This is a genomic window from Rhodococcus sp. EPR-157, from assembly GCF_001647195.1.
Taxonomy (GTDB): domain Bacteria; phylum Actinomycetota; class Actinomycetes; order Mycobacteriales; family Mycobacteriaceae; genus Rhodococcoides.
The window spans coordinates 1-13,695 of record NZ_LVCV01000339.1 but is presented as its reverse complement, the minus strand read 5'-3'; the positions used below and the strand labels follow the sequence as shown (position 1 = coordinate 13,695).

Annotated in this window: 13 protein-coding genes; 11 read left to right on the top strand and 2 right to left on the bottom strand. The window is 62.8% G+C overall.

Annotation, left to right across the window (positions count from 1 at the left end; all coding sequences use genetic code 11):
• From A2J03_RS15635 to A2J03_RS15585, 11 genes are all read left to right on the top strand, one after another.
• Positions 1 to 2,155, top strand: a 2,155-nt coding sequence (locus tag A2J03_RS15635) for an NADH-quinone oxidoreductase subunit G (RefSeq protein ID WP_068375654.1), incomplete at its 5' end; no start/stop codon positions are given.
• Positions 2,152 to 3,408 carry an NADH-quinone oxidoreductase subunit NuoH gene (gene nuoH / locus A2J03_RS15630; RefSeq protein ID WP_068375650.1) on the top strand — a complete coding sequence of 419 codons (1,257 nt, stop codon included), beginning with the start codon at positions 2,152 to 2,154 and terminating at the stop codon, positions 3,406 to 3,408. The genes A2J03_RS15635 and nuoH, both read left to right, overlap by 4 nt.
• Positions 3,401 to 3,904: an NADH-quinone oxidoreductase subunit NuoI gene (nuoI, locus tag A2J03_RS15625; protein WP_068375648.1), complete on the top strand. Its 504-nt coding sequence runs from the start codon at positions 3,401 to 3,403 to the stop codon at positions 3,902 to 3,904. Before nuoH ends, nuoI begins: the two co-directional genes overlap by 8 nt.
• On the top strand, positions 3,901 to 4,620 hold the full coding sequence (locus A2J03_RS15620) for an NADH-quinone oxidoreductase subunit J (protein WP_068375646.1): 720 nt from the start codon (positions 3,901 to 3,903) through the stop codon (positions 4,618 to 4,620). Before nuoI ends, A2J03_RS15620 begins: the two co-directional genes overlap by 4 nt.
• On the top strand, positions 4,617 to 4,916 hold the full coding sequence (nuoK, locus tag A2J03_RS15615) for an NADH-quinone oxidoreductase subunit NuoK (RefSeq protein WP_068375643.1): 300 nt from the start codon (positions 4,617 to 4,619) through the stop codon (positions 4,914 to 4,916). Before A2J03_RS15620 ends, nuoK begins: the two co-directional genes overlap by 4 nt.
• Position 4,917: 1 nt before the next feature.
• Positions 4,918 to 6,798, top strand: a complete 1,881-nt coding sequence (nuoL, locus tag A2J03_RS15610; protein ID WP_068375642.1) for an NADH-quinone oxidoreductase subunit L — start codon at positions 4,918 to 4,920, stop codon at positions 6,796 to 6,798.
• Positions 6,792 to 8,294: an NADH-quinone oxidoreductase subunit M gene (locus A2J03_RS15605; RefSeq protein ID WP_068375640.1), complete on the top strand. Its 1,503-nt coding sequence runs from the start codon at positions 6,792 to 6,794 to the stop codon at positions 8,292 to 8,294. Before nuoL ends, A2J03_RS15605 begins: the two co-directional genes overlap by 7 nt.
• Positions 8,291 to 9,847, top strand: a complete 1,557-nt coding sequence (gene nuoN, locus A2J03_RS15600; RefSeq protein WP_068375638.1) for an NADH-quinone oxidoreductase subunit NuoN — start codon at positions 8,291 to 8,293, stop codon at positions 9,845 to 9,847. The genes A2J03_RS15605 and nuoN overlap by 4 nt, the downstream gene beginning before the upstream one ends.
• A gap of 57 nt (positions 9,848 to 9,904) precedes the next feature.
• Positions 9,905 to 10,993 carry a GGDEF domain-containing protein gene (locus tag A2J03_RS15595; protein WP_068375636.1) on the top strand — a complete coding sequence of 363 codons (1,089 nt, stop codon included), beginning with the start codon at positions 9,905 to 9,907 and terminating at the stop codon, positions 10,991 to 10,993.
• 17 nt (positions 10,994 to 11,010) lie between these two features.
• Positions 11,011 to 11,262, top strand: coding sequence for a hypothetical protein (locus tag A2J03_RS15590; protein WP_156520413.1), 252 nt, complete (start codon positions 11,011 to 11,013; stop codon positions 11,260 to 11,262).
• Positions 11,263 to 11,288: 26 nt separating this feature from the next.
• A complete protein-coding gene (locus A2J03_RS15585) occupies positions 11,289 to 12,032 on the top strand; it encodes a polyprenol monophosphomannose synthase (protein WP_068375631.1) in 744 nt (247 codons plus the stop codon).
• On the opposite strand, the gene A2J03_RS15580 is transcribed toward A2J03_RS15585, so the two are convergent.
• Complete coding sequence (locus tag A2J03_RS15580) at positions 12,033 to 12,710, bottom strand: lysophospholipid acyltransferase family protein (RefSeq protein WP_068375652.1); 678 nt, start codon at positions 12,708 to 12,710, stop codon at positions 12,033 to 12,035.
• 63 nt (positions 12,711 to 12,773) lie between these two features.
• Positions 12,774 to 13,695, bottom strand: a 922-nt coding sequence (locus tag A2J03_RS15575) for a M16 family metallopeptidase (protein WP_068375629.1), incomplete at its 5' end; no start/stop codon positions are given.

The window sequence follows — 13,695 nt, the reverse complement described above, 5'->3', positions numbered from 1 at the left end:
GTCGTGTACCACGACGGTGACCGACGGCATGATCATTCGCACCCAGGTCACTTCGCCGGTCGCCGCAAGAGCACAGGACGGCGTCATGGAGCTCCTTCTGATCAATCATCCGCTGGACTGCCCGGTGTGCGACAAGGGCGGTGAATGTCCCTTGCAGAACCAGGCGATGTCATCGGGTCGATCGGACACACGCTTCACCGACATCAAGCGCACGTACCCCAAGCCTGTCCCGCTGTCCTCGGAGGTTCTCCTCGACCGGGAGCGCTGTGTGCTGTGCGCCCGGTGCACACGCTTCTCGCAGCAGATCGCCGGGGACCCGTTCATCGAGTTGATCGAACGTGGCGCCTTGCAACAGGTGGGGATCTACGAGAACGAGCCCTTCGAGTCGTACTTCTCCGGAAACACCGTCCAGATATGCCCGGTAGGCGCATTGACCGGCGCGGCGTATCGGTTCCGCGCACGTCCCTACGACCTCGTCTCGACGCCGAGCGCGTGCGAGCACTGTGCGAGTGGGTGTGCTCAACGCACCGATCATCGTCGTGGAAAAGTGTTGCGTAGGTTGGCCGGAGACGATCCAGCGGTCAACGAGGAATGGAACTGCGACAAGGGTCGCTGGGCGTTCGCGTACGTCACCGAACGCGACCGACTCGACACCCCCCTCGTTCGGGCTGCGGATGGATCGCTTCAGCCGGCGTCCTGGTCCGAGGCCATCGCTGTCGCTGCCGACGGCCTGAAAGCTGCGGGCGCTGATATCGGCGTCCTGGTCGGTGGGCGGTCGACACTGGAAGACGCATACGCATATTCCAAGTTCGCGCGAATAGCACTGAACAGCAACAATATCGACTTCCGAGCTCGGGCACACAGCGCAGAGGAGGCAGAGTTCCTTGCCTCGTGCGTGGCCGGCCGCGACATGGACGTCACCTACAACAGCCTGGAACAGGCTCCGACGGTGATTCTGGTCGGCTTCGAGCCCGAGGAAGAGTCTCCGATCGTCTTCCTTCGACTTCGCAAGGCCGTCCGTACGAAAGGCCACAGGGTCCTGGCCATCGCACCGTGGGCGTCTCCCGGCGTCATCAAACTCGGTGCCACACTGCTTCGGTGTGATCCGACCGGCGAAGCCGCGGTCCTCGACGAGCTGACCGACCTCGAACCGGGCACGGTGATCCTCGTCGGCGAACGCCTTGCCGAGACGCCAGGCGGATTCTCGGCGGTCGCGAGATCGGCCGCAAAGCTCGGTGCGCGCATTGCATGGATTCCCCGTCGAGCAGGCGACCGCGGCGCGCTCGACGTAGGCGCCCTGCCGAACCTGCTGCCAGGTGGGCGTCCGGTCTCGGACGTCGGCGCGCGGGCCGAACTCGAGAATCACTGGAGCGTCGACTCCCTACCTGCCACCGACGGTCTCGGCACCGCGGAGATTCTCGAGGCCGCACGGTCGGGATCGGCCCTGCTCATCGGTGGCGTCGAACTCGCCGATCTTCCCGATCCTGCTGGTGCGGCTGCCGCGATCGACAGCGCCTCGTTCGTCGTCAGCCTCGAAATACGGCACAGCGGCATCACCGATCGCGCGGACGTCGTTTTTCCCGTCGCGCCGGTGACGGAGAAGGCGGGAACGTTCGTCGACTGGGAGGGCCGTCCACGATCCTTCGACACGGCGGTACGCGGTACGCGTTCGTTGACCGACGGTCGCGTGCTGCATGCACTCGCGGCCGACATGGGTCGCCCCATCGGACTTCCCGACGTCAAGTCGGCGCAGGACGAGATCTCCTCGCTCCTGACCTGGAGCGGCGCCGCAACTACGGTACCGACATGGCCGTCCGTGCCGGTCCAGACGCCTGCAGCAGGTGAAGCACTGCTTGCGACCTGGCGGATGCTGCTCGATTCAGGGCGTATGCAGGACGGCGAACCGCACCTCGCGGGTACGGCTCGCACTCCGGTTGTTCGGCTCTCCGACACGACCGCCCACGAGATCGGAGTCTCGGACGGCGACTGGGTAACGGTGACATCGGACAGGGGTTCGATCACGTTGCCGCTGACGGTCACCGATCTGCCCGATCGAGTCGTATGGCTACCACTACGATCACCCGGTTCCGAAGTGAACGCCGCACTCGGCGTCGGAAATGGTGCGATAGTCCGTATCGCAGGAGTGGCGTCGTGATTCCCGGCTTCGGTACCGATCCGTGGTGGCTCGTCGTCGGCAAAGCGGTCGCGATCTTCGTCTTCCTCATCTTGACACCACTCGTCGCGATTCTTGCCGAGCGCAAGGTCATGGCCCGAATGCAGATGCGCGTCGGCCCCAATCGAGTCGGTCCGGCCGGGATGCTGCAGAGCCTCGCCGACGGTGTGAAACTGGCGCTGAAGGAAGGCATCGTCCCCAAGGGGGTCGACAAGCCGATCTATCTTCTGGCACCGGTGATCGCAGCAGTTCCCGCGTTCATGGCATTCGCGGTGATTCCCTTCGGTCCAGAGGTGTCGATCTTCGGTCAGCGAACTCCATTGCAGTTGACCGACTTTCCCGTCGGAGTGCTCTATATTCTGGCGGTCACCTCGGTCGGGGTGTACGGAATCGTGCTTGCCGGGTGGGCTTCGGGCTCGACCTACCCGCTACTGGGCGGCCTCCGCTCCACCGCGCAGGTGATCTCGTACGAGATCGCGATGGGACTCTCGTTCACTGCGGTGTTCCTGCACGCGGGTACCATGTCGACATCGGGAATCGTTGCTGCGCAGTCGAGTACCTGGTACATCTTCCTTCTGTTCCCGTCGTTTCTGATCTATCTGACCTCGATGGTCGGTGAAACCAACCGCGCACCTTTCGATCTCCCCGAGGCGGAGGGCGAATTGGTCGGAGGCTTCCACACCGAGTATTCATCGCTGAATTTCGCGATGTTCATGCTCGCGGAATACGTCAACATGGTGACGGTGTCGGCGCTGGCCACGACGCTGTTCCTCGGCGGTTGGCACGCCCCGTTCCCGATCAGCCTGTGGGAGGGCGCCAATGCCGGGTGGTGGCCGGTCCTGTGGTTCACGCTCAAGGTGTGGGTGTTCTTGTTCGTGTTCATCTGGTTGCGGGCGACACTCCCCCGTCTGCGTTACGACCAGTTCATGAATCTGGGATGGAAGGTGCTCATCCCGGTATCCCTGGTGTGGATCGTTCTCGTCGCCGCTGTGCGCGCCTTCCGCATCGAGGGATACGGTTCGCTCGCCATAACGCTGGTGGTGGTCAGCGCACTCGTCGCACTGCTGGTGGCGGTCCTCGCCTGGCGTCGACTTCATCGTGAGCGCGACCCGGGCGGCCCGGTAGGTCCACCGACCGAGCGTCCACCGTTCGATCCGATGGCGGGTGGGTTCCCAGTTCCGCCGCTTCCAGGGCAGACCGTGCCGAAACCCGAGAAGGAGCGCAGCGATGCCTGAATTTCTAGGCCCGGTAGCAGGTTTCGGGGTCACGTTCGCAACGATGTTCAAGAAGCCGGTTACCGAGTACTACCCGGAGCAGAAGCCACCGACGGCCGCGCGGTATCACGGGCGACACCAGCTCAATCGATACGCCGATGGTCTGGAGAAGTGCATCGGCTGTGAACTGTGTGCCTGGGCATGTCCCGCCGATGCCATCTACGTCGAGGGCGCGGACAACACCGAGGAGGAACGATTCTCGCCAGGTGAGCGCTACGGCCAGGTCTATCAAATCAACTACCTTCGGTGCATCGGCTGCGGATTGTGCATCGAGGCGTGCCCGACACGCGCACTGACGATGACCAACGAGTACGAACTCGCCGACGACAACCGCGCCGACCTCATCTACGAGAAGGACCGGCTACTCGCTCCGCTGGAACCCGGCATGGAACCCGCACCACACGACATGGCCGAGAATGCAACGGCGGCGGACTACTACCGAGGGACGGTTCAGTGACCACCTCGACGGCCGAGGCGGTCCAGTTCTGGCTACTCGGTGGGCTCGCAGTGATCGGTGCCGTCGCGATGGTCTGCGCGACGAAGGCCGTCTACTCGGCGCTGTTCCTCGCGGTCACGATGATCATCCTCGCGGTCTTCTACATTGCGCAGGGAGCCGTTTTCCTCGGTGTAGTGCAGGTCGTGGTCTATACGGGTGCAGTCATGATGCTGTTCCTGTTCGTGTTGATGCTCGTCGGTGTCGATTCCGCGGATTCGCTGACCGAGACGCTGAAAGGCCAGCGGTCTGCGGCTGTCGCCGCCGGGGTCGGATTCGGTCTCGTCGTCATCGGAGCAATCGGCAACGCATCGGTCCAATCCGGCCGGCCGGAGTTCGTCGGTCTCGACGAGGCGAACGCAGGCGGAAACGTCGAAGGCCTCGCCGAACTCATCTTCATCAAGTACTTGTGGGCCTTCGAGCTCACCGGCGCACTGCTCATCATCGCGACAGTCGGAGCAATGGTTCTGGCCCATCGCGAACGGTTCGAGGAACGACAGGGCCAGCGTGAGTTGTCGATACAACGCTTCAAGGACGGCACCCACGTCACACCGATGCCGAGCCCCGGCGTGTACGCGCGCCACAACGCCGTCGACTGGCCAGCGCGCTTGCCCGACGGGTCGCCGTCGGAACTGTCGGTGAATCCGATGCACCGAGGACACCGGGACGGTGAGATGTGAATCCGGAGAACTATCTCTACCTGTCGGTACTGCTGTTCTCGATCGGCGCGGCCGGGGTTCTTCTCCGCCGCAACGCCATCGTGGTGTTCATGTGCATCGAGCTGATGCTCAACGCGGCGAACCTCGCTTTCGTGACGTTCGCCCGCATGCACGGAAACCTCGAAGGACAGGTGTTCGCGTTCTTCACGATGGTTGTCGCGGCCGCCGAAGTCGTTGTGGGCCTAGCCATCATCATGACCATCTTCCGTACGCGCCGCTCGGCTTCGGTCGACGACGCCAACCTGCTGAAGAACTGACATGAACGCCATCTGGATTCTCCCCGGGCTGCCGCTCGTCGGGGCCGTAGTACTCCTCCTCGCAGGCCGGCGATCCGATCGCTTCGGCCACGTTCTCGGCACGGTGATGTCGGGAGCAGCCTTCGTGTTCGCGGTGATGCTGTTCCTCGACATGCTCTCTCGTGACGCCGACGACCGCGCAGTGTCGGACACCCTGTACAGCTGGGTTCCGGTCGCCGAGCTGCAGGTGGACTTCGGTTTTCGACTCGACCAGCTGTCGATGTGTTTCGTATTGCTGATCACCGGGGTCGGCACGTTGATCCATGTGTACGCGATCGGATACATGTCCACAGATCCCGATCGGCGCAAGTTCTTCGCGTACCTCAATCTGTTCCTCGCAGCAATGCTCCTCCTGGTCACCGCAGACAACTTCCTCGGCTTGTACGTCGGCTGGGAGGGTGTCGGCCTGGCCTCGTACCTGCTCATCGGGTTTTGGCAGCACAAGCCGTCCGCCGCCACTGCCGCGAAAAAGGCGTTCGTCGTCAACCGCGTCGGTGACATCGGACTGATGATCGCGCTGATGATCATGTTCGCGAACTTCGGAAGTGTCTCCTTCACCGACGTCTTCGCCGGGGTCGACGATGCCTCCACTGGCACGATCACCGCACTGGGATTCGTTCTCCTCCTCGCGGCATGCGGTAAGTCGGCGCAGGTTCCCCTGCAGAGCTGGCTCGGCGACGCCATGGAAGGACCGACGCCCGTCTCGGCGCTCATCCACGCCGCCACCATGGTCACCGCCGGTGTCTACCTGATCGTGCGATCGGGTCCGATCTTCGAGGCAGCTCCAGCGGCGCAGACAGCCGTCGTGATCGTCGGCGCCGTCACCCTGCTGTTCGGCGCGATCATCGGCTGCGCCAAGGACGACATCAAGAAGGCCCTCGCTGCGTCGACGATGAGCCAGATCGGCTACATGGTCCTCGCAGCCGGGCTAGGTCCCGCCGGATACACGTTCGCGATACTGCTGCTGCTCGCGCACGGCTTCTTCAAGGCCGGGCTCTTCCTCGGGGCAGGCTCGGTGATGCACGGTATGAACGACGAAGTAGACACGCGCAAGTATGGTGGCCTGCGAACTGCAATGCCGATCACCTTCGTGACGTTCGGGCTCGGGTATCTGGCGATCATCGGCGTTCCACCGTTCTCGGGCTTCTTCGCCAAGGACAAGATCATCGAGGTCGCATTCGGTGCGGGTGGCGTGCAGGGTGCCGTGCTCGGTGTCATCACATTGGCCGGTGCCGGACTCACCGCGTTCTACATGACGCGCGTGATGCTGATGACCTTCTTCGGTGCGCCGCGGTGGGAATCCGATGTGCATCCACACGAATCGCCCTCGACCATGACCGGGCCGATGATGGTTCTCGCCGTGGGTTCGGTCGCTGCGGGAGCATTGTTCACTGTCGGCGGCTCGTTGACGCAGTGGTTGGAGCCTGTTGTCGGTGAGGCCGAGGAGGCACATGCACTTCCGGCGTGGGTGGTGACGGTACTGGCGCTCTCCGTCGTCGCCATCGGAGTTGCGTTCGCGTACAAGCGATACGCGCGCACTCCGGTACCGGCTGTCGCGCCGGAATCGGTGTCGGCGCTCACGTCGGCAGCACGAGCGGATCTCTACGGTGACGCTGTCAACGAAGCCCTACTGATGCGGCCGGGAATGCAGCTGACCCGTGCAACGGAACGATTCGACGAAGTCGCCGTTTCAGGTGTCACTCGCGGTGTGACAACAGGTCTCGCTGGGTTGTCCATACGAATCCGGAGGCTACAGACGGGCTACGTCCGTTCGTACGCACTCACGATGCTCGCGGGTACGGCAATCGTCCTCGCCATGATGGTGGCGGTGATGGTGTGGTGACCAACTTTCCGTGGTTGACGACGCACTGGTTGTTGCCGGTGATCGGCGCCGTGCTGACGCTCGTGACCCCGCGGTCACGGCCCCAGCTCGCGAAGACATGCGCACTCACGGCATCGTTGGTGACACTGGCTGTGGCTGTCGTTCTCGTCGTACAGTTCGATCCTGGCGGGGAGAACTATCAGTTCGTCGAATCGCATTGGTGGATCGAGTCTTTCGGAGCTCGATACGAACTCGGCGTCGACGGCATTGCGTTGGTTCTGGTTCTGCTGACCGCGGTGCTCCTTCCGCTGCTGCTGGTGGCCGGATGGAACGATCCACGATTGGGCGAGTCGGCGCACGTGTACGTCGCATCGATACTGATCGTCGAATCGATGGTATTGATGTCTTTCTGCGCTCTCGACGTATTGCTGTTCTACGTGTTCTTCGAAGCGATGCTCATTCCGATGTATTTCCTGATCGGTGGGTTCGGCGGCCCGGGGCGAGCAGCAGCTGCGGTGAAGTTCCTGCTCTACAACCTCGTCGGTGGACTGGTCATGCTCGCTGCCGTGATCGGGTTGTACGTCGTCGCCGGAACTTTTTCGTTCCGGGACATCGCAGTCATGGCAGCGAACGAGGGACTCGACGTCAGTCCAGGTGTACTCAATGCCCTGTTCCTGGGCTTCATGTTCGCATTCGCCGTCAAAGCTCCACTGTGGCCGTTCCATTCGTGGCTTCCCGATGCCGCTGTCGAGTCGACACCAGCGACCGCGGTCCTGATGATGGCGGTGGTCGACAAGGTCGGCACGTTCGCCATGCTCCGATACTGTCTGCAACTGTTCCCCGACTCCTCGCGATACTTCGCGCCGGTGATCGTCACGCTCGCCGTGGTCGGCATCGTCTACGGTGCCGTTCTCGCGATCGCGCAGACAGACGTCATGAGACTCATCGCATATACGTCGATCTCGCACTTCGGATTCATCATCCTCGGCATCTTCGCCATGACGAGTCAAGGTCAGGCGGGCTCGGCTCTCTACATGGTGAACCACGGGATCTCGACCGCTGCACTCTTCCTGGTTGCCGGCTTCCTGGTGTCTCGTCGAGGCACCCGCGTCATCGCGCACTACGGCGGCGTCCAAAAGGTTGCGCCCGTCCTCGCCGGTACGTTCCTCGTCGCCGGCCTGGCCACACTCTCACTACCTGGCCTGGCACCATTCGTCAGCGAATTCCTGGTGCTGATAGGGACATTCGCCAAGTACCATGTCGCTGCGGTGGTGGCGTCGTCCGCGCTCGTACTGTCCGCGATCTATGTTCTGTGGCTCTATCAGCGGGTGATGACGGGCCCACGGCGCGCCGAGAACGACGGCATGAAAGACCTTGTTCCCCGTGAGCTTGCGGTCATGGCGCCGTTGATCGCACTGTTGATCATCCTCGGCGTCTATCCCAAGCCCCTGCTGGACATCGTTTCGCCCGCCGTGGAGACCACGATCACCGCAGTCGAGACCGGAGGCCAACGATGAACGACGGCATCCTCACCGCCCCGAGCATCGAGTACAGACTGTTGTCACCGATGCTGATCGTGTTCGCTGTCGGGTTGATCGGAGTACTGATCGAAGCGTTCGCGCCGTCCTCGATTCGCTACCGAGCCCAGATGACACTCGCCCTCTGTGGAACCGTCGGTGCGCTGGTGGCGGTCGTGGCAGTTGCGGTGGCCGAGTCCGGATCTCCGGGAACACGCGCAGTCATGGGCGCAGTGGCTGTCGACAAGCCGACATTGTTTCTGCAGGGAACCCTGCTGCTCGTCGCGGTGCCGTCACTGCTGATGGTCGGTGAGCGCTCGTTGGAACGAACGCACGCCGATTCCTTCGCGCCGCAGGCATCGGCCGTGCCCGGCAGCCTCGCAGAGCGTCAAGCGTCGCAGGCGGGGGCAGCACTGACGGAAGTGTTCCCCCTGACGATGTTCGCGCTCGGCGGGCTTCTCCTCTTTCCCGCTTCGAACGATCTTCTGACGATGTTCGTCGCATTGGAAGTGTTCTCTCTCCCGCTCTACCTACTGTGCGGACTGGCACGGAGGCGCCGACTGTTGTCGCAGGAAGCGGCGATGAAGTACTTCCTCCTCGGCGCGTTCTCCTCGGCGTTCTTCCTCTTCGGCACCGCGATGCTCTACGGGTATGCGGGCACGCTCGAATTCGGCGCCATCGGCGACGCCATCGCGATCGGTGCAGGCAACGACGCCCTGGCCGTCCTGGGCACGGCGCTCGTCGGTGTCGGCCTGCTGTTCAAAGTGGGGGCCATACCGTTCCACTCCTGGATTCCCGACGTCTATCAGGGCGCGCCGACGCCGATCACGGCGTTCATGGCCGCCGCAACGAAGATCGCCGCCTTCGGAGCAATGGTGCGTCTGTTCTACGTCGCTCTGCCCGGGCTACGAGACGACTGGCGCCCGGCGTTGTGGGCAGTGGCCATCGCCACGATGCTGGTCGGTGCCGTCCTCGCCGTCACTCAGACCGACATCAAACGCATGCTCGCCTACTCCTCGATTGCGCACGCGGGGTTCATACTGACCGGACTCATCGCGTTGGACACGCAGGGCCTTGCTGCAATCCTGTTCTACCTGTTCGTGTACGGATTCACCACGGTGTCCGCGTTCGCGATCGTGACCGTGGTGCGCGACGACGACGGCGAAGTAACCGAGCTTGCGCGCTGGGCCGGGATCGGACGCCGATCACCTGTGATCGCCGCCGCATTCGCGTTGATTCTGCTGTCCTTCGCCGGAATACCGTTGACGGGCGGATTCATCGGCAAGCTCGCCGTATTCCAGGCGGCGGCGGAGAACGGCGCTACCGCGCTCGTCATCGTCGGCGTGCTGAGCAGCGCAATCGCCGCTGTCTTCTACGTGCGCGTGGTCGTGCTGATGTTCTTCTCGGACGCCGATGACAGTCCGACGGTGGTCACCCCAGGGCCGGCAACGTCGCTCGCCATCGGACTCGGTGTCCTCACTACCGTCGCATTCGGTGTATTTCCGCAACCATTGCTGAGCATGGCGGAGAGCGCTGCCGTGTTCGTCCGTTGACCCGCTCCGAGTTCGTAGTCGATCCAATCGCAAGCTCCCGAGTGCAAAGGTCCATCGATGATTGCGTTGCGCGAGTGGTGGACGCAGCCGACGGACTACGCGTGGAACGTCACCTATGCCCAGTCACATCCAGTACTCCGCCGAACAAGGCTCGCAATCGGCGTGTGCTGTTGGGCCTACGGCCTCATCTGCGTACTTGCGCTCTCCACTCCCGTCCTGTCACCGGGCTGGCTGCCGCCCGCAGTCGTCGGAGCCTTCGCCGTCAGCACGACCGTTGTCGGGATCAGGTGGGTTCGTGGCCCTTGGCTCACGTACCGAGGCTCGCTCATGTTCATCGCGTACGCCGAAGTCGGCGTCACTAGCGTGCTGATCGCTCTCGAAGATCCTCAGGTCGCGATGCTGTGCGCGGCACTTCTCGGTGTCGTGGGCAACTACCTCGCGGGTTTCCACAACACGATCGTATTCGTGGCTCATCAAGTGTGGGCATTGGCAACCTGCGCCGTCCTCTACGCCCAACTGCTCCTGTACACCGATGTTCCAGCCCGCCAGAGCACGGCGTACCTCATCGTTCTCGTGATGGTCCTCGTCTCCTCGCCGGTCCTGACGCAGGCATACCTGACGTTCCTGAGGCGGGATGCCGCCGTTGCGCATTTCGATCCGTTGACCGGACTCCGTAACCGTCGCGGGCTCGAATCCGCGGTCGACGCACTGTTCGACGATGTATCGGCCATCGCAGTACTCGTCGCCGACCTCGACAACTTCAAATCGGTCAACGACAACCACGGACACAGTTTCGGCGACGACGTACTTCGGCGAACCGCAGAAAAGTTGAATCTGGTCTTCCCTGCACCCGCAATCACTGCACGGACCGGCGGCGAAGAATTCGTCGTCGTGACCACCGATTCTCTCGACGCCGCTTCGATCGCTGCCGAGCAACTCAGGCAAGAAATACCCGGGTGCAATGCCGCCGGGCGCACGACGACGAGCATCGGCATTCATCATCGAAGGGTGGACACTCCGCCGGTCAGCGCTCTACTCGACGAGCTGCTCGACAGCGCAGATGCAGCGATGTACGAGGCCAAGCGCCGCGGCGGGAACTCCGTAGTGATCGACAGCACCGACGACGAGGTACGTTTCACCTCGTGATGGCCCATGATGGAGAAATGAGTTCGAACGAACTCTTCGGAGGTCCGAAGAGAATTCTGTCAGTTGTCGCCGTGATCGTCGTCGTAGCAGTTCTGGCCGCACTCGCCACACTCCTCGTGCGCCATCTACTGGGCCCACCGGAAGGCCAGTCCCCGTACGAGTCGACATCGAGCAGTGTGACCTACACAACTCCGATGTCGATCCAGGTTGCTTCGAGCTGGGAAAACGCTGAACTGGCCACGGTCGAGATGTCCGTTATTTGGTTCTAGCTACCTCGATCACGGATCATACGAGCGTGACTTATCCCAGCGGCGCTCCGAAGACGACCGTTGTCGTGCCCACGTACAACGAACGCGAGAACCTCCCCAAGCTCGTGGAGATGCTCGCGGACTTGAAACTGGACAACCTCCATGTTCTCGTCGTGGACGACAACTCTCCTGACGGCACCGGCAAAATCGCCGACGAGATGGCGGAATCAGGTTCGACTCCGCCGGTGAGCGTGCTGCACCGCACCGAGAAGAACGGCCTCGGCCGGGCCTACGTGGCGGGGATGACCCGCGCCCTCGACGACGGCGCCGACATCGTCGTGCAGATGGACGCCGACCTGTCACATCCAGCCGACGTCATTCCCCTGATGATCCGGACGCTCACCGAGACCGACGCCGCTGTGGTGCTCGGATCGCGCTACGTACCGGGTGGCGCAGTGGCAAGCGACTGGCCCTGGCATCGGAAAGCGCTGTCCGCCTGGGCCAACTTCTACGTCAACACCATTCTTCGGCTGAGGGTCAAGGATGCGACTGCGGGCTTCAAGGCGTGGCATGCCTCCACTCTGCGCGCTATCGACGTCACCTCGGTCGAGAGCAACGGCTATGCGTTCCAGGTCGAGATGAACTACCGAACGGTCCGCCGGGGTCTCGAGATCGCCGAGGTGCCGATTCGCTTCGAGGAACGCAACGATGGCGAGTCGAAAATGAGCCTGTCGGTTCAACTCGAGTCGGCACTCGTGCCGTGGAAGTTGTTGATGAGCCGCACGCGCTGATCAGGCGGCCTTCGCCTTTGCCTTTGCCGCGTAGGTATCGACGTACTCTTGCCCGGACAGATCCATCAGGGCTGACATGACCTGGTCCGTTGCAGAGCGCACGACTGCGTGATGTGCGGACAACTCGCGGTAGCGTGAGAAGTCGAGCGCGGGACCGAATCTCACGACGATCTTCGCTGGACGCCAGATACGAGTGCCGACCGGGTTGAACTTCTCGGTACCGAACATCACGACCGGCACAACGGGTGCCCCTGATTCGAGGGCGACCCGCGCCATTCCGGTCTTGCCCTTGTACAGGCGACCGTCAGGCGACCGGGTTCCCTCCGGGTAGATCGCCCAGATTCCGTTGTCGGCTAGTATCTTCCGCGCCGCATCCAGTGCTGCGTCTCCGGCACCACCGCCGGATCGGTCCACCGGTACCTGCCCGGCGCTGGTGTAGAACCAGCGAATGAACCGCCCCTTGATTCCTCCGCCTTCGAAGTACTCGCTCTTCGCCACGAACCTGATCCGGCGCTTGACCACGAGGACCAGGAAGAACGAATCGACCACGGTCAGGTGGTTGCCTGCCAGAACGATCGGCCCCGACGCGGGTAGGTGGTGTGCGCCTTCGACACGGGGTCTACCCAGAACGCGAAGTATGGGTCCGATGAGCACGTACTTGAATATCCAGTACCACATGTGGAACCCCACTTCAGAAGAGATGTATGGCGTACGTCTCTTCAACTGTAGTCGCCCGGGACCTCAACCTACGATCGACTTGACCGACGCAGGCAACTGGCGGGCGTTCTTGTACGGACCGACGACAGCTGCGCCGAATTGACGGGTCAGTAGCACCCTTGCCACATCCCGTACCTCCTCGACCGTCACCTGATCGATTCGAGACAGCGTGTCGGAAATATCCCGGTGGTTGGCGTAGTTCAGTTCGCTCCGACCGATACGGTTCATTCGCGAACCTGTGTCCTCGAGCCCGAGGACGAGCCCTCCACGAAGGGATCCCTTGGCTCGCGCGCACTCGTCGTCGGTGATGCCGTCGGAGGCGACCTGAGCCAGGACTTCCCGGATCACGGTGGTCACCTCGGCCAGGTTCTCCGGCTGACATCCCGCGTACACGGAGAACGCGCCGGAATCGGCGAACGTGTCCACCGAGGAGTACACCGAGTAGGCCAATCCGCGCTCCTCACGGATCTCCTGGAACAACCGAGAGGACAGTCCCCCACCGACCGCCGCATTGAGGATCGACAGTGCCCACCGATGTCCTTCGTGCCTCCCGAACGCGCGGACGCCGAGGGCCAGATGAGCCTGCTCGCTGTCGCGACGGACGAACCGAAGCTCGGGCTGATCACGCAACCGCACAGCGCCTTCACGACGCGGGACCGGGTGCACACCCTTGTGCAGATGCTGCGCGAAGGCCCGTTTGACCAGCGCGACGGTTCGTCGATGGTCCACGTTGCCTGCAACCGCCACGACCATCCGATCCGGGGTGTAGCGCCGGCTGTGGAACGAGCGAAGTTGGGCGCGCGTCATCGATTCGATCGATTCGACCGTGCCGATGACGGGTCTGCCGACGGGATGATCGCCGAACATGGCTTCGAGGAACAGATCGCCCAGCAGATCCTCGGGATCGTCGTCCCGCATCGATATTTCCTCGAGCACTACCTGACGC

Coding starts and splice junctions, on each gene's coding strand:
- nuoL (WP_068375642.1), top strand. CDS start 4,918: ATGAACGCCATCTGGATTCTCCCCGGGCTGCCGCTCGTCGGGGCCGTA.
- nuoI (WP_068375648.1), top strand. CDS start 3,401: ATGCCTGAATTTCTAGGCCCGGTAGCAGGTTTCGGGGTCACGTTCGCA.
- A2J03_RS15595 (WP_068375636.1), top strand. CDS start 9,905: ATGATTGCGTTGCGCGAGTGGTGGACGCAGCCGACGGACTACGCGTGG.
- A2J03_RS15590 (WP_156520413.1), top strand. CDS start 11,011: ATGAGTTCGAACGAACTCTTCGGAGGTCCGAAGAGAATTCTGTCAGTT.
- A2J03_RS15580 (WP_068375652.1), bottom strand. CDS start 12,710: ATGTGGTACTGGATATTCAAGTACGTGCTCATCGGACCCATACTTCGC.
- nuoN (WP_068375638.1), top strand. CDS start 8,291: ATGAACGACGGCATCCTCACCGCCCCGAGCATCGAGTACAGACTGTTG.